At 42.9% G+C, this 16,073-nt stretch carries 14 protein-coding genes; 3 read left to right on the forward strand and 11 right to left on the reverse strand.

Annotated elements, in window-relative coordinates:
* The first annotated feature begins 66 nt into the window (after positions 1-66).
* From F8N35_RS06255 to F8N35_RS06265, 3 genes are all read left to right on the forward strand, one after another.
* Complete coding sequence (locus F8N35_RS06255; RefSeq protein ID WP_293050527.1) at positions 67-345, forward strand: hypothetical protein; 279 nt, start codon at positions 67-69, stop codon at positions 343-345.
* Positions 346-350: 5 nt separating this feature from the next.
* Entirely contained in the window at positions 351-1,460 is a 1,110-nt protein-coding gene (locus tag F8N35_RS06260) for a 4Fe-4S dicluster domain-containing protein (protein WP_293050529.1), read from the forward strand.
* Positions 1,461-2,019: 559 nt separating this feature from the next.
* Entirely contained in the window at positions 2,020-2,754 is a 735-nt protein-coding gene (locus F8N35_RS06265) for a superoxide dismutase (protein WP_293050531.1), read from the forward strand.
* A 46-nt stretch (positions 2,755-2,800) separates the two neighbouring features.
* On the opposite strand, the gene F8N35_RS06270 is transcribed toward F8N35_RS06265, so the two are convergent.
* The 11 genes from F8N35_RS06270 to yiaA all read right to left on the reverse strand — a co-directional run bounded on the left by F8N35_RS06270 (position 2,801) and on the right by yiaA (position 15,794).
* Entirely contained in the window at positions 2,801-4,189 is a 1,389-nt protein-coding gene (locus tag F8N35_RS06270; protein WP_293050533.1) for an aminopeptidase P family protein, read from the reverse strand.
* A gap of 241 nt (positions 4,190-4,430) precedes the next feature.
* The gene (locus F8N35_RS06275; protein ID WP_293050535.1) at positions 4,431-6,068 is read right to left on the reverse strand and encodes a ribulokinase; all 1,638 of its coding nucleotides are present in this window, start codon (positions 6,066-6,068) and stop codon (positions 4,431-4,433) included.
* 96 nt (positions 6,069-6,164) lie between these two features.
* Positions 6,165-7,667 carry an L-arabinose isomerase gene (gene araA / locus F8N35_RS06280; protein WP_293050536.1) on the reverse strand — a complete coding sequence of 501 codons (1,503 nt, stop codon included), beginning with the start codon at positions 7,665-7,667 and terminating at the stop codon, positions 6,165-6,167.
* A gap of 102 nt (positions 7,668-7,769) precedes the next feature.
* Positions 7,770-8,456, reverse strand: a complete 687-nt coding sequence (locus tag F8N35_RS06285) for an L-ribulose-5-phosphate 4-epimerase (RefSeq protein ID WP_293050538.1) — start codon at positions 8,454-8,456, stop codon at positions 7,770-7,772.
* A gap of 183 nt (positions 8,457-8,639) precedes the next feature.
* On the reverse strand, positions 8,640-9,347 hold the full coding sequence (locus F8N35_RS06290) for an NUDIX domain-containing protein (RefSeq protein ID WP_293050539.1): 708 nt from the start codon (positions 9,345-9,347) through the stop codon (positions 8,640-8,642).
* Positions 9,348-9,428: 81 nt separating this feature from the next.
* Positions 9,429-11,174: a sodium:solute symporter gene (locus F8N35_RS06295; protein WP_293050541.1), complete on the reverse strand. Its 1,746-nt coding sequence runs from the start codon at positions 11,172-11,174 to the stop codon at positions 9,429-9,431.
* Positions 11,175-11,602: 428 nt separating this feature from the next.
* The gene (locus tag F8N35_RS06300) at positions 11,603-12,466 is read right to left on the reverse strand and encodes a VIT1/CCC1 transporter family protein (RefSeq protein ID WP_293050543.1); all 864 of its coding nucleotides are present in this window, start codon (positions 12,464-12,466) and stop codon (positions 11,603-11,605) included.
* 19 nt (positions 12,467-12,485) lie between these two features.
* Positions 12,486-13,403, reverse strand: coding sequence for a cation diffusion facilitator family transporter (locus F8N35_RS06305; protein ID WP_293050545.1), 918 nt, complete (start codon positions 13,401-13,403; stop codon positions 12,486-12,488).
* A 167-nt stretch (positions 13,404-13,570) separates the two neighbouring features.
* Positions 13,571-14,152, reverse strand: a complete 582-nt coding sequence (locus tag F8N35_RS06310) for a hypothetical protein (protein ID WP_293050547.1) — start codon at positions 14,150-14,152, stop codon at positions 13,571-13,573.
* Between the two features lie 164 nt (positions 14,153-14,316).
* Positions 14,317-15,255, reverse strand: a complete 939-nt coding sequence (locus tag F8N35_RS06315) for an alpha/beta hydrolase (protein WP_293050549.1) — start codon at positions 15,253-15,255, stop codon at positions 14,317-14,319.
* A gap of 89 nt (positions 15,256-15,344) precedes the next feature.
* Complete coding sequence (gene yiaA / locus F8N35_RS06320; protein WP_293050551.1) at positions 15,345-15,794, reverse strand: inner membrane protein YiaA; 450 nt, start codon at positions 15,792-15,794, stop codon at positions 15,345-15,347.
* Between the last annotated feature and the right edge of the window lie 279 nt (positions 15,795-16,073).

Genomic DNA, 16,073 nt, shown 5'->3' on the forward strand with positions numbered 1-16,073 from the left:
AATGACGTCTTTCAGACGACATAAACTCAATTAGGAGACATATCAGATAATCATTATAAAGAAATCATGGAAGCAAAACAGAAAACAATCGATATAATCAAGCAAACGCGGAAAGCTGCCCCCGAAGCGTTCGAAGCCCGGAAGCTTTATCTGAAAATGCGCAAAGCTATTGCCGAGGCGTTGAAAGATGAACCCAAAACTATTCCGCAGGTTGCCGAAGCGACGAATATTCCCATCGGAGAGGCCACTTACTACATGATGGCTATGCTGAAATTCGGCGAGCTATCCGTCAACGGCATCGACGATATGGACGAGTACTATTTTTACGAACTGAAAAAGGCATAAGAACCATGACACAGATACAACCCGAACTGACTGAAGATATAAAAAAATACGGAGCGTTCGATTTTACGGCTTGCTACAACTGCGGTAATTGTACGGCAGTATGCAACCTAACGGAAAAGAATTCCAATTTTCCGCGCATGATGGTACGTTATTCCATGTTGGGACTGAAAGAAGAGATTCTGTCGAGCAAAGAACTCTGGATGTGTTATGCCTGCGGAGAATGTAGCGATACCTGCCCGCGCGAGGCCGGCCCAGGCGTTCTGATGTCCAACCTGCGCCGCTATGCCATTGCCAATTACGAAAAGACAGGACTCACCCGCCTGATGTTCAAAAACAATCCGTTCTTTATTGCCATCACACTGATTTTGGCCGTAGTGCTGGCGTTTTTCCTGCTCACCATCAAACCCGATACTGAAGTGGCACGCTGGCTTTTCCGCTACGTGCCTTACGAGGTATTGCACAGTTTCGGCATGGGCGCTTTTGCCTTGATGGGACTTTCGGCATTCGTTGGAGTCGTAGTGATGTGGCGTCACATTGGTAAAGAGAAGAAAATTGCTTTTACAGGAGAATTCTTCAAAAAAGCGGTCAATGCAGCCAAAAAGGTAATCGGTGAAGTTGCAACCTTGAAACGGTATCAAAATTGCGACAGCGACAGCTCTATCTGGAGCAAAAAGGCGGTTTGGTTACGCCCATGGTTTGTTCACTGGACGATTATGTGGGGATTTATCGGTCTGCTGGTAGCCACTACACTCGATTTTATCTTCAAAGATCCGGCAACAACCATCTGGTGGCCGTCTCGAATTTTGGGCACGATTGCCGGAATTCTGATGGTGTACGGATCAACGGTGGCGCTCAACTATCGATTCCGCAAGATAACCAAAACCTATGCCAATACCTTGATGGCCGACTGGATGTTCCTCGGATTCCTATGGTTGGCAGGCATCACCGGGTTCTGGCTGGAAATTGCCGTTGCGATGGGAGCCGATCTGTTCATCAACCACGTTGTACTCATGATCCACATCATTATCTCGATGGAATTGGTCATCCTTTTTGCCTTCTCAAAATTTGCACATGCCTTTTATCGCCCGCTGGCATTGTTCATGCATAACCTCTAAGCCATTGGGCATATACTTACCAATAGCAACTATCCAGTATATTACTTTTAGGCTATGAGTATTTAGACAAACAGTCTGGTTCCACATTAGATCAATAACTATGGGACCAGACTGTAAAACCATCCAAATATTTCAAATCCTACTTCACACTCATTGCTATTTACAAACATTCAATAGTTTGGGTCTAAGCTCGCGTATCCACAAATCATACCCCTTGGGGTTCATATGCCTCCTGTCGGCCTTAAAGATATCTTCACGCAATTTTTTCGGTTCATCATACAGACAAGTCGCCACATCCACAAATTGAACAGTTGTCTGATTCGTGCACCATTCTGACAACAGGCTATTAATTGCTTTTTGCTTTACAAGCATCTTTAAACGAGCATATGACGGTTTGAAGGACAACAAAAAAATCATTTAAAAAGCTGTACATCTCCACATTTCGGGCTTCACCGTTGTATCTTTGATATTTCGTTGCAAACCAACCGGCTTCATCTAAAACAGAATGAGAACGGTAAATTCAACAAGTAATTCAACAAAATAATTAAGGAGGAGAACTATGAAAAAAGCTATATCACTTTTCGCATTCCTTTTTCTGGGAATGCTTTATTCAGGATGTATTTTGCATGCTGAAAAGCCATCTGATGATCAGAGTAAAAATGGTATCGTCAACAAATTTGAATTCAAAGCCCTGCCGTATGCGTATGACGCCCTTGAACCATATATCGATAAACTAACGGTAGAAATACATTACAGTAAGCACCATAAAGCATACTTTGATAACTTTACTAAGGCAATAAGCGGCACTGAAATGGAATCAATGGACATAAAGGATATTTTCAAAAACATCAGCAAATATTCTGCGGCGATCCGAAACAATAGCGGAGGGTATTTCAACCATATGCTTTATTGGGAAAACATGAAACCTCATGGAGGCGGTCAGCCTTCAGGCCAACTGATGGAAGCTATTGTAAAATCATTCAATTCTTTCGATGCATTCAAAAAACAGTTTTCAGATGCCGGCAAATCAAGGTTTGGAAGCGGATGGGCATGGTTGTGCCTCGACTACAAAGGCAATTTATTTATCTGTTCCACTCCCAATCAGGATAATCCGCTAATGGATATCGCAGATCAGAAAGGAATTCCCCTATTGACCATGGATGTTTGGGAACATGCTTATTATCTTAAGTACCAAAACAGAAGGGCTGATTACATCGATGCATTCTGGAATGTTATAAACTGGGACGAAGTAGCCCGAAGGTATGCAAACGCTTTGATGGAGATTGCAAAATAAAAAAAAGCCGGGCACAAGCCCGGCTTTACAATTGTACAATTTCGTATCAGTTTCCTTTGCGGATGGCTTCTACTTCGTCTACACACATTGGTTTATGCTTACCCACGCGGCAGGCGCCGGTTTCGGTAATCATATAATCTTCTTCGTTACGGATACCACCGAAATCCCGAAACTTCTGCACCTCGTTCCAATTCACAAACTCTTTGAACAAGCCTTCGGACTGCCATTTATCCATCAACTCGGGAATAAAATAGATTCCGGGTTCGATGGTAAACACATGTCCCGGACGCAAAGGTTTGGCAAACCGCAATGACTTCAGTCCAAACTGAGTGCTCTTCGGTTCGCCGTCATAACCTACCCATACCTCACCCAGGTTTTCCATATCGTGCACGTCGAGCCCCATCATGTGACCCGTGCCGCAAGGCATAAACAGTGCATGTGCTCCGGCTATCAACGATTCTTCCACATCTCCTTTCATCAGTCCGAGCTCCTGCATACTCAAAACAATAGAGCGACAGGCAGCAAAATGCACATCACGGAAAGGCACACCGGGAGCTAGCTTCGCGACAGCTGCATCATAAGCCTTCAGACTCATTTCATACACCATTTTTTGCTGCGCGGTAAAAGTTTTATCTACCGGAAATGTACTCGACAAGTCGCCGGCATAGTGCATCTTCGATTCGCCCCCGGCATCCAACAAAAATAGATCGCCGCTTTTTAGCACGTTGCCGTGATAGTGGTTATGGAGGGTTTGTCCGTTGATAGTGGCAATGATGGGGAACGACAACTCACAATCGGCAGCCAGTGCCACCTCGTAAACACGGGCAGCCACCTGCGCTTCTGTGAGACCGGGCCGTACCATCTGCATGGCAGCCACGTGCATATCTACCGAAAGGTTGACGCCCTTTTCGATTTCTGCAATTTCCTCCGCCGTCTTTATTTCACGCTGACTAACCACTGCTTTTGTCAATGACAGCGACGCTTTTGCAGCAATTTCGTCGGGATGGAGACCAAGCCATGATTGCAGCTTCAGTTTCGTTTCGGCACGGTAGGGAGACAGAAAATGAATTGCGCGACCACGTTTTTGCGCGTCGGTCAGAAAGTCCTGCAATTTTGACGAAGGCCGTGTTTCGATTATACCGGCTTCGGCAGCACGGTCTGCAATGGTAGGTTGCGGTCCCATCCACACAATGTCGTCGATGGTATAATCTTCGCCGAAAATAATCTGGCGCTGATTGTCCACGTCGATCACGCCCACGATGGAAGGAAAATCCACACCGAAATAGTAGAGAAAAGTACTATCCTGACGAAAATGATAGCCATTATCGGCATAATTCATCGGACTTTCATCATTTCCGGGCAGTAATACAATACCCGATCCAAGTTTCTTTGCCAGCGTCAACCGGCGCTGGATATAAGTCTCTTTATTAAACATAGTTGAAATTATTATTAATCTGCAGAATCTGAAATTGTCTACGCCAACCAGAAACCCTGCAACTATTTTGAAATCATTACATGCAAGAGTTTTCTCCCCTCAATAAAAACAATGGCTAAGTTACGATTTATCCCTAAGAGAATGACCTTTTGAGGCAGAAATCAATCCCAATAAGACAAAAAAACAAATCCCGATTCTCTTCTCGAGAACCGGGACTCAAACCTATGAATTAAAACACAAATTAAAATTCTTTCTCTGTAAATGCACCCAGCTTGCAGTACTTTTCGTACAGAGCCTGATACATTTTATGATTTTCGGCATTGGGATAGTACTCTTTGGCAAAGCCCATTCCCATTGCGCTTTGTGCATCTTCTACCTTGACATACACACCGGCAGCCACAGCAGCAAACATCGAAGCACCGAAAGCACAAGCCTGTTCGGCTTTCGCCACTTTAATAGGCATATTAAGCACATCGGCGAGCGTTTGCATTACAAAAGAAGATTTCAGAGCGATGCCACCGATACCGATAATCTCTTTAATTTCAACACCGTTTTCGATAAAACGATCAACAATCGCTTTGGAACCGTAAGCAGTGGCTTCCACCAATGCACGGAAAATAAGCGGAGCTGAGCTACCGAGATTCAAGCCGGTAATCGTTCCCTTTACCGCCTGATTGGCATCGGGAGTACGGCGACCATTCATCCAGTCGGTTGCCAGAATTGTTGATTCGGATACTGGAACTTTAGCAGCTTCTTTTTCCAAAGCAGGAATAATGCCGTCGATAATCTTCTTTTTGGTTTCGGCATCAATCAGATCAGATTGTTCGATTGGCCATGCTACCACACGTTTGAACCATGCGTAAACATCGCCGAAAGCTGACTGACCTGCTTCCAGACCTACCAGGCCCGGGATAACCGAACCGTCAACCTGTCCGCAAATACCGGGGATAAGCTTATCGCCCATCTCTTCATAGCTCGACACCATGATGTCGCAGGTTGAAGTACCGATAACGCGTACCAACGCACCCGGCTTTACTTCTGCACCAACGGCTCCCATGTGGCAGTCGAATGCTCCTACAGCAACGGCAACATTGGTCGTCAGACCAAGGCGTTGCGCCCATTCTGCAGTCAATGTACCGGTTTTCTTGTCACTGGGGCAAGTGCTGGTATAGAGGCGATCGCGATAGCCAGCCAAAAGCGGATCGAGAGATGTCAGGAATTCTTCTGATGGAAGCCCGCCCCATTTTTCGAGCCACATAGCTTTATGACCCGAAGCACAACGGCTACGGCAAATATCTTCTGGTTTGGTTTTGCCTACAAGCAAACCGGGCAACCAGTCGCAATGTTCTACGATAGAGTAAGCTGCAGAACGTACCTTTTCGTCGGAACGAAGTACATGCAGGGCTTTTGCCCAGAACCATTCGGAAGAGTAGATACCACCTTCGTAAGAGCTATAGTCGATATCCCATTTTGCACACAGATCGTTAATTTCCTGTGCTTCCTGAATAGCAGTGTGGTCTTTCCACAACACGAACATGGCATTGGGATTTTCAGCAAATTCGGGCAACATGGACAGCGGTGTACCTTCTTTATCGGTAAATACAGGGGTACTTCCGGTTGTATCGAATGCCATACCTACCACATTTTCAGCAGTACCGGCCGGACACCTTGATAGAGCATCTTTCACTGTATATTCGAGTACATCAATATAATCCTGCGGGTGTTGGCGATACTGATTGGCGGTCTGAACGCAATATTTACCCTCAGTCCAGCGGGGATAATATTTCACCGAAGAGGCCAGTTCTTTGCCACTCTCGGCATCTACCACAACGGCACGGGCAGAGTCACTGCCATAGTCAAGTCCTATAACGTATTTCATAAATGTTAGTTGTAAGGAATCAGTTATAAGTTGTAAGTTAAGAACCCGAAATTCAGATTACTTACAACTTACCACTTATAACTGATCACTCGTTTTTTATCTCAACGCTTTGTTAAGCATGTAATACACTTCGTTGTTGCGCAAATCCTGACGGAACTGACGGATAGTAGTATCCTTGTCGATAATCAGCATTTCGATGTCAGCGATTTCAGCATAGTCTTCCAACATTTCTGTGGTTACGGCAAACGAGAAGCTGGAGTGGTGAGTACCACCGGCCAGAATCCATGCACCTGCACCTACTTCAAAATTAGGCATCGGTTTCCACAAAGCACATGCAACCGGAAGTTTAGGCAAAGCCTGCGGTTTAACCACTTCTACTTCGTTTACGATCATGCGGAAACGGTTACCCATATCAACGATGGTAGCTGCAACACCTGTACCTTCGTGAGCCTGGAATACCAGACGAGCGCAGGTTTTAGAATCGCCGATACCGAGGAAATGAACTTCCACACGCGGTTTAACGCCGGTAATATCCGGGTTGATTTCCAACATGTGGGCCTGCAGAATGGTTGAGTTCTCGCCGTCGAAGTTCAGTGTGTAATCTTCGAGGAACGACTGACCACCTTTCAAGCCCTGACCCATTACCCACATGGTACGAACCAAAGCAGCCGATTTCCAGTCGCCTTCGGCACCAAAACCGTAACCTTCGGCCATCAAACGCTGAGAAGCAAAGCCCATCAACTGTTTCATACCTTCCAGTTCGTTGAAGCTGGTAGTAAACGCTTTTGCTCCCTTATCCTGAAGGAAACGACGGAGACCGATTTCCTGAGCAGCAGCATCGCGAACGAACTGATGTTTTTCTGCACCTTTCTTGCTGTCGGCTGCAAAGTCGTAGAGTTTTTCGTATTCGTCAACCAACGCGTCAATTTCAGCTTCGGTAACAGCGTTTACATAAGGCACCAACTGTGCGATAGGAGCATTGTCCACGTGGTAACCCAGACGGATTTCAGCTTCTACTTTATCACCATCGGTAACAGCCACGTTGTTCATATTGTCGCCAAAACGGATAATCAACATATCCTGTGAATCGGCCCAACCGGCACAAACGCGCATCCAGCCTGCAATTTTAGACTGAGTAACGGCATCTTTCCAGTAACCCACAACCACTTTACGCGGTTTGCGCAGACGGCTGGTGATGTGACCGAATTCGCGGTCGCCGTGAGCCGACTGGTTGAGGTTCATAAAGTCCATGTCGATTTCGTTCCATGGAATTTGATCGTTGTATTGTGTATGCAGGTGAAGCAACGGTTTTTTGAAGTCCATCAAACCGTGAATCCACATTTTGGCAGGAGAGAAAGTGTGCATCCAGGTAATCATACCCACACACTTTGTATCGCCATTGGCAGCACGCATGATTTCCGAAATTTCGGCTGAAGAGTTAGCGGTACCTTTATAAACCACTTTAATTGGCAGGTTACCCGACTCGTTCAAACCTTTCACCATTTCGTTAGAGTGTGCATCAACTGCAACAACTGCATCGCCACCGTATAAAAGCTGTGCTCCGGTAACGAACCAAACTTCTAAATCTTGATATTGCATATTATTATTCTTTTAAGGCTCGCCATTACTCCGGTTCAGGAGCAATTGGTTCGCAAGGATTATTTATATATCTGTTGTTTTCTGTTCAAAAAGAGAGTCTTGTTACTGTCCGTAATAGGCATTTGGCCCGTGTTTACGCATAAAATGTTTTTCGACAAGCAAAGGATTCATCTGTAATTGCGGATTAACACTGTAAGCCACAAACGCCATTTTAGCCACTTGTTCCATTACCACGGCATTGTGCACTGCATCGTGAGCATCTTTGCCCCACGAGAACGGACCGTGGTTTTTCACCAGCACGCCCGGCACATGCACCGGATTGATTCCCTGAAAACGTTCGATAATTACATTTCCGGTTTCCAGTTCATATTCGCCTTTCACTTCGGCTTCTGTCATTGCACGGGTACAGGGAATTGCCTGACTGAAATAGTCGGCATGTGTTGTGCCGATATTTGGAATATCGCATCCGGCCTGAGCCCATGAGGTTGCAAATGTTGAGTGTGTATGCACTACCCCACCGATGCCTTCAAACGCACGATAGAGTGCAAGGTGAGTAGGAGTATCGGAAGATGGTTTCCATTTCCCTTCCACCACATTACCGTCAATATCAAGCAATACCATATCTTCCGGTTTCATATCATCATAAGAGATACCCGAAGGTTTAATTGCCACAATACCTTCGTTACGGTCAATGGCACTGACGTTTCCCCAGGTAAAAATCACCAAACCATGTTTTACAAGGTCGAGGTTCGTTTGCCATACAACTTCTTTCAGTTCTTTTCTGGTCATATTTTTTCAGAGTAAAGAATAAAGAGTAAAGAGCAAAGACGTTTCAGTACTTTGATTCACTGTTTATTCTGTTTATTTTCTAACTATCAATCACCTTCAAATGCAATAAATTGGATTGCTCGTGATTCTTTTTTTCAAGATCCAAGTCTTTATTCTTTGATCTTTTATCTTTGTTCTCTAAGACTACAATGCAAACCGGAGTCCACTTTGTACCAGTTCAGTATACTTATCGTAATCAAAACGATAATAGTATGCTCCTCTTTTAGAGTTACTTTTGTCTTTTTCTTCGGTCTTTTCAAAGACATCCATTGCCAGCAGCTTCTTACGGAAATTACGTTTATCGAGCGTATCTCCAAAAATTGCTTCGTAGAGCGACTGCAACTGAGGCAATGTAAACAATTCGGGCAACAGGTTAAAGCCAATCGGTTCCACCGCTGCTTTGCGTTTCAGTTGTTTCTGGGCAATCCGAACCATCTTGTTATGGTCAAAAATCAGATCAGGAATTTCGGTAATCGGCACCCAAACAGCATTATGACTCTCTGCCAGTTCTTTATCGTAATCGTCAATATTAATCAACGCATAATAAGCTGCCGAAAGTACCCGTTCTCCGGGATCGCGATCCAGTTCTCCAAAAATGCCGATCTGCTCCATGTAAACATTTTCCAGCCCCGTCAAATCCTGGAGTACCCGTTCGGCAGCAGCATCAATACTTTCGTCTTTGTTTAAGAAACCTCCCATCAGCGACCACTCTCCCATGCAGGGATCAAATTTTCGTTTTATCAGCAACAGTTTCAACGTTCCCTGATGAAATCCGAAAATAATACAGTCCACCGCCACATAAAAGCGATCGTTTTGTTCGTAAAGATTTACTATTCCGTTCGTTTCAGACACTATTCTATATTTTAATTTCTAAATAGATGACTTTATCCCTCCTTCCAAATCTGAAAGAAGGAATAAAGTCATCGTTTTTAATTACCAGAAGTACAGGTAAAATGCAGTACAGAAAGCAATTACCCCAATAGAGGCAATAACATCCCATTTGTTCCAACTCTGTTTGATAAGAGTTTTGTAATCGTCGTTAAATGTGATGAATTCAATCTGTTTAGCGGTCGGTTTTTTAGTAAAGAAGGAAACCACAACCATAAACATCATGATGAATACCAACAACCAGATTTCAAAGATTAGCCAGTTTGTATGCCAGAACCAATGTGTTGAATTCCAGAACCAACCTGTCATTACATCTTTTCCTGTATTTGTAAAGATATTGGTCAACAAGCGAGCCATACCGATAAGGAAACCGGCGATCAAACCAGCTTCACCTGCTTTCGGTGTAATTTTCTTGGAGAATATACCCATCAGGAACACAGCCACCATGGCAGGAGCCAGCAACGACTGAATACCTTGCAGGTAAGAATAAAGGCTACCGAGACTCATCATAACCGGAATCCAGATAATACCCAGTATAACTACAACAATTGTAGCCATACGACCTACCAAAACGTAAGTAGCTTCGCTTCTGTTTTTGAACATTGGTTTGTAGAAGTCTTCGGTAAACAAAGTTGCGCATGAGTTGAAGAATGCTGCCAACGAAGCCACCAAAGCAGAAATAAAACCAATAGTAACGATACCTTTTACACCGGCAGGCAACACAAATTTAACCATCGAACCGAAAGCGGTATCGGGATTATCCAAGGTAAAACCGCTCTCCGGACGAGCTGCCAATGCTGCGGCAACCATACCCGGAATAAGGAACATGAATACGGGTAACAATTTGAAATAACCGGCAGCAATAGTACCTCTGCGCGCACGCTTCATCACAACATCGCTTGATTCGCCTTTTTGTTGTCCGAGTACACGTTGAACAATGTGCTGGTCGGTAGCCCAATACCACAAACCGATAATGGAAGCACCGATAAACACCCAAAAGCCTGGATATTCGTCATACATCGGGTCACCTGTCTCGAAGTGGAACATGTGATTTGTGCCGTAAGCATGGCCATCAGCTCCAAGACCCATGCTTTTTGCGTGGTCGATCATTGCTGTCCAACCGTCAGCGATACAACCGTGACCGAGAGCAGCCAAGCCAAGGAAAAGTACGAGGAACGAACCGATAATAAGGATAGGAGTTTGAATGGCAGACAGTGTCATCACGCCTTTCATACCACCAAAGATGGTAAAAATACCCGTTAAAACGATCAAACCGATAGCGCCGTACCAGAAAGGAAGGCCAAGAAGACTCTCCATGAAGATACCACCGGTAAATGCTGTCACACTCACTTTTGTCAGCACGTATGCAATCAATGTGATGATAGACAACCACGAACCTGTACGGGGGGTGTAACGATTTTTGAGGAAGTCGGGCATTGTGATGATTTTACCCAGCTTGTTATTCATAAGTTGATAGAACGGAACAAAGAGCCAACCCAGAATGAGGATCATCCAGCCCTGCATCTCCCAGTGTGCCATACCAACACCATTTTTTGCTCCTGTTCCGGCCAGACCCACAAGGTGTTCCGAACCAATATTTGCAGCAAAGATAGCAGCACCAATAATATACCAGGGCTCGCCTTTACCAAACAGGTAGTTCTCACTATCGGCACCTTTTTGTAAACGTTTGTCCTTCTGTATCGAGCGCCATACAGCCCACGTTACAGCCAAAATCCCGACCGCGATAATCACCCAGTCGAGCCAAATAAATTCATGTGAATTCCAGTTCATAATTTTTATTAGACTATTTTTAATTAAGAGGATTTATTCTGCTTCTTTTATTTATCAGTCATTAGTTCTTGGATGCACTATTTACAAGCCTTCTTTAAGGTTGGCATCTCATTTTTGCAAAGCCAATACCCGAAACAGAATCGTCAAAAACAGTCCACACGCAACGTATTCAATTGTTTTCAAGGTATTTATTTTTTCAGTTCGCAATAAGCAATCACGACAATGCGCATTCTTATTAATGGGTGTAAAAATAACACTTATTTCCTATGCCTGCACCTTCATTTATATGTTATGCAACATAATTTTGCCTCAAGTCATTGCGAGGTCTATCCGTCTTTTCATCTATACAACCTATGTTACAGCGACATTTACACTCAACAAAAAAGCGAACCGAAGTCCGCTTTTCATTGCTAAATATATCTTATCTATCAAATATTCACTCCCAGAATAGCTTTCAGTCCCCACCCGACTAAAAATGAGAAACCGGCCACACCTAAACTGATCAGCGTCATTTCCCAGAAACGCGCCCTGAAATTCAGGTCTTTTGCCATCGAAATGTAATAATTGAAGGCATAAATAATGAGTACGGCTATCGCCAGAGTAATCGCCAGAGCAATCAATTTGCTGGTAAGCAGCAAAAACGGAAGTATCAGAAATATGACGGTAAAAAGGTAAGCCACTCCGGTATAAACTGCCGATTTTTTGGCTCGTGCGTCACCTTCGGCTTTCGACGAAAGATAATCGGACGAAGCCATTGACAAAGCCGCTGAGATTCCGGTTACCAGCCCGGCAAGCGTAATCACCCGGGTATCGCCCAATGCCAGCGTGAAACCGGCAAGCGAACCGGTAAGCTCCACCAACGCATCGTTCAAACCAAGCACAACCGAACCGACATACTGAAGCCGCTCTTCATCCAGCATATTGAGCACTGTTTTTTCATGCTCCAGCTCTTCCTCCGAAAAGCGTTTTGTCTCTGGAAAATGATCTATGAGAGAGTCATACAATCGCGAGCCGGTTCCTTCCCGTTTTTCCATCTGTTTGAGGACAAACGAAAAGCCCAACAATTTGGCCAAAAATACCGTGCGCCATATTCTTCTTCTGTCCGGAGCTACATCTACTCCGGTTTTAGATTTCCAGAAATTATAATGACCTTTTTCCTGATCGCCGATACGACGCAATACGGCAGCATTATTGGCATCTTTCGTCTGCTCTGCGAGTTTGTTATAAATATAGTATTCTGTGATTTCGGTACGTTGCGCCGCAAGTACCAGCTTTTTTATTTTTGGTTCCATAAGCAAAATTTGTATTTAATCAATCATTTTTATCCTCAACATCAGGTTCAAAAAATATCCATTGTATATTGGGGAATGTTTCTCTCAGCGCTTTTTCGCACGTGTTGATATGCAGAATCAATTGTTCGGCGCTTTCGGTCAGAGCCATTTTGGCCTTTACCGCTACCATTATCCGGTCGCCCAACTGTATGGTGATAAGGTTAAAAACAAAATCCACCTCCGGACGTGCTTCCAGAAAAGCTTTCATCTCCTGCCTTACCGTCACATCCGAGCTCTGCCCTATCAGCAAGCCTTTTACTTTGGTGGCAATAAACAATGACACGACAACCAGCAAAGCTCCAATACCAATGCTACCGATGGAGTCGTATACCGGATTGCCGGTTACTACCGACAGAATGATAAAAACCAGCGCAAAAGCCAGACCCAGCAAGGCCGCCACGTCTTCTCCCAACACAACAACCAGTTCACTCTGACGGGTATTTTTCACCCAGCTCCATACGCTTTGCGTACCCCTGATGGGCTTGATTTGCTTCAGGCAGCCCAACAGCGAAGCGCCTTCGAGCAACATACTGAACAACAAAACGATAATTGCCACCAACGGATTACTCACCGGCTCATTCGTGTGCAGCTTGTGAATGCCCTCGTAAATGGAGAACAAACCACCCATGCTGAAAAGCATCAGTGCCACTATAAACGACCAGAAATAGATTGACATGCCATAACCCAGAGGATGCTCGTCATTCGGCTGTCGCTTTGATGTCTTTAAGCCTAGAAAAAGTAACAACTGGTTGCCGCAGTCGGCAAAGGAGTGGATGGACTCGGCAAGCATGGAACCCGAACCGGTGATAACCGCCGCGACAGTTTTGGTAACTGCAATGCCGAAATTGGCCGAAAGGGCAAAAATAATGGATTTTACAGAGGCGTTTTGATGTGACATAAACTAAAAATTGTGATTACAAAAATAACGCTTTTGTAACCACAATTCATCAAACGAAAAACTTTTCAGGATTAACAAAACAGGGAAAGGCTTATTTACAGGACTTTCAGGACCATCATAAAAGATTTGTGCAGGAATCGGGAACCATCAGCAATAAACAATGTTTATCAATTTATCCTCTCGTTAATCTCGTCAACAACAACTTCATATTCATTCTGAGTAATAATATTCTCAGAATATAACCACTCCATTTTATTGAGTTCTTTCTTTCTCTGATTCTCGTAATCAATATAGAAATAATTCTCTCTTAAATAACTTCTTCTTCGCTCAAAAACCTCATCTACAAAATGCAATGCCTGTGTTTTCGATGGTTTGTTAAAGAAGACAAGAAATACAGTATCATTGTCCAGAGATACAGAATAATATTTGATCAATGTCAATTGATAATAAACATAAGCCAACATCGCTATTATAAATGAAGTTCCAATAGCAGCAAGAGCAGATTTCGGATCAGAGTTATATCCTATTATTGCTTTCAACAGCATTAGTCCCGCAAAAGCAAAGCCAATTTGAAGGACTATCTTCTTCTTTATTGTAGTTATTTGAACCTTCTCCCTCGAAAGAATATCATCAAAATGCACAAAATAAGAAAAATCCCCATCATTGTCTTTCAACTCAATTTGAAGACCATCTTCCTTGAAGATAAATTTCCTTTTGATCAAAAATGTTCTCTGAAAAAACTGATCCATGATAATTAGTATTAAAGCTTAAAAAAGAAATATCAATATACGAGTTATTAACAATACTTACAAGGCAAGTGCTTTATTCTGACATCCTGATTTTATTAACTAAAAAACCGAATCTACAACGAAGTAAATTCGGCATTATAAAATTCAAATAGATTTCAATATGATCAAATGTATTTACTCACAAATTTACAGGTTTTTTCTGTATATTCGTCTGTATAATCCCAATATGACTGAGCATGAGTTACTTTTGGTGTTATCCACAGCTCCTTCACACCTAGTTTTGCTTGATAAAGTTCATAGACCATTTTTGTTGGCACATAAGTATCAGAGCCTCCATGTATAAAAAACATGGGTAACCGACATTTCTTTACCTGATTTATGGCAGATGCTTCACCAAAACTCCAGCCCAATTTCAATTTACAATACAAAGATGTAGTATAGAGTAACGGGAAAGAAGGCATATGATACTCTTTCTTTAATTTATAACTAAATTCATCCCAAACTGAAGTAAAACCGCAATCTTCAACGAAACACTTCACATGTTTATCCAAAGTTTCACCAGATGTCATCATGGTTGTTGCTGCACCCATTGAAATACCATGTATAACAATACGGTTATCTGAGCCAAATTTAGCTTGAACCACATCAATCCATTTCAAAATATCGAGTCTGTCTTTCCATCCCATTTGGATATATTTACCATCACTTTTCCCTTGCCCACGCAAATCTGGCAATAAGATATTAAAACCCAGTTTTTTGTGATACAAATAACCTATCATCAACATTCGAATTGAATTGTCGGTATAGCCGTGTATAATCAACGCTGTTTTTTTTGCCTTAACAGGTGATTCAACATACAAGGCATGTAATTTTTCATTATCCGACGATATAATAAATGTATCTTTCAACGCCTTCACAGATCGAAGGCTATCTACCCAACTCTTAAGATAATCGTGTTTTGTAATATACTCATAGGCACTTTTTTCATCATTTGGTTCTACCTTTGACTTTATGGATATATTAAGCATATAGACAGATCCAAAGGCAAGCACAACAATAAAAATTATAGCACTCCAAACAAGAAAACGTTTTAGTTTTTTCATACATAAATTTTATCTAAAGCCAAATAATTGCAGCTCTATTTCTCGCATTAACTCAACTACAATGGCTTGAACTCTTTATAATAAGACCACTATCTTTTTTTTCGAGCAGCCATATAATCGCGAACATTCTTCTGTACCGTAATTGCAGAAAACAAACTTAGAGCAAAAGACATTCCATAAAAGCCTTTTTCACTCAAGGTTAAAGTCGCATTATACAACCCAATAGTTAACAAAATGATAGCAACAATTGCTGAAAACCAACTTATTCCATAATAAATACCCGAAATAGGTAAGCCTTCAATTCTATCACGAACGCTCTTTTGAACAGAAACTGCAGAAAACAGACCATACAAAAGAACCACAAAATAGTAACCTTTTTCATTCAATTGCATACTTGCATTGTACAATCCAACATTATAAGCAACTACACCTACTATCAATGCTGCCCATGTTGCTCCTACAAACGCTAATGAAGGTTCCATATTCGCTTTAGGGGATAGCTGTCCTGAGCCTTCTACAACATTTTCGAAATTTTCCATAATAAAATTATTAGTTAATCTAAGAAGTAGCAAATATACGATTTTTTTATATTTTCACCATACATCACAATTCAATTAAAGCACAAACAATATCCTTCTTCTTTTCGAATATACAATTGACGGAATTCTTCTTCAATTTTTTGCTGCTCCTTTATCGTCGCCTCTCTTGCTTCCGCACGATTGTATCGTGTGGCCTTGCTGGTTTGTCTGGCCAGTTGCTACTATTTCAGTTACTCTACGCGGGGTTTTCCCGCGCGAAAAATTCGCGCGGGAGCGGGG

This window comes from Paludibacter sp. (assembly GCF_009712605.1).
Taxonomy (GTDB): Bacteria; Bacteroidota; Bacteroidia; order Bacteroidales; family Paludibacteraceae; genus Microbacter.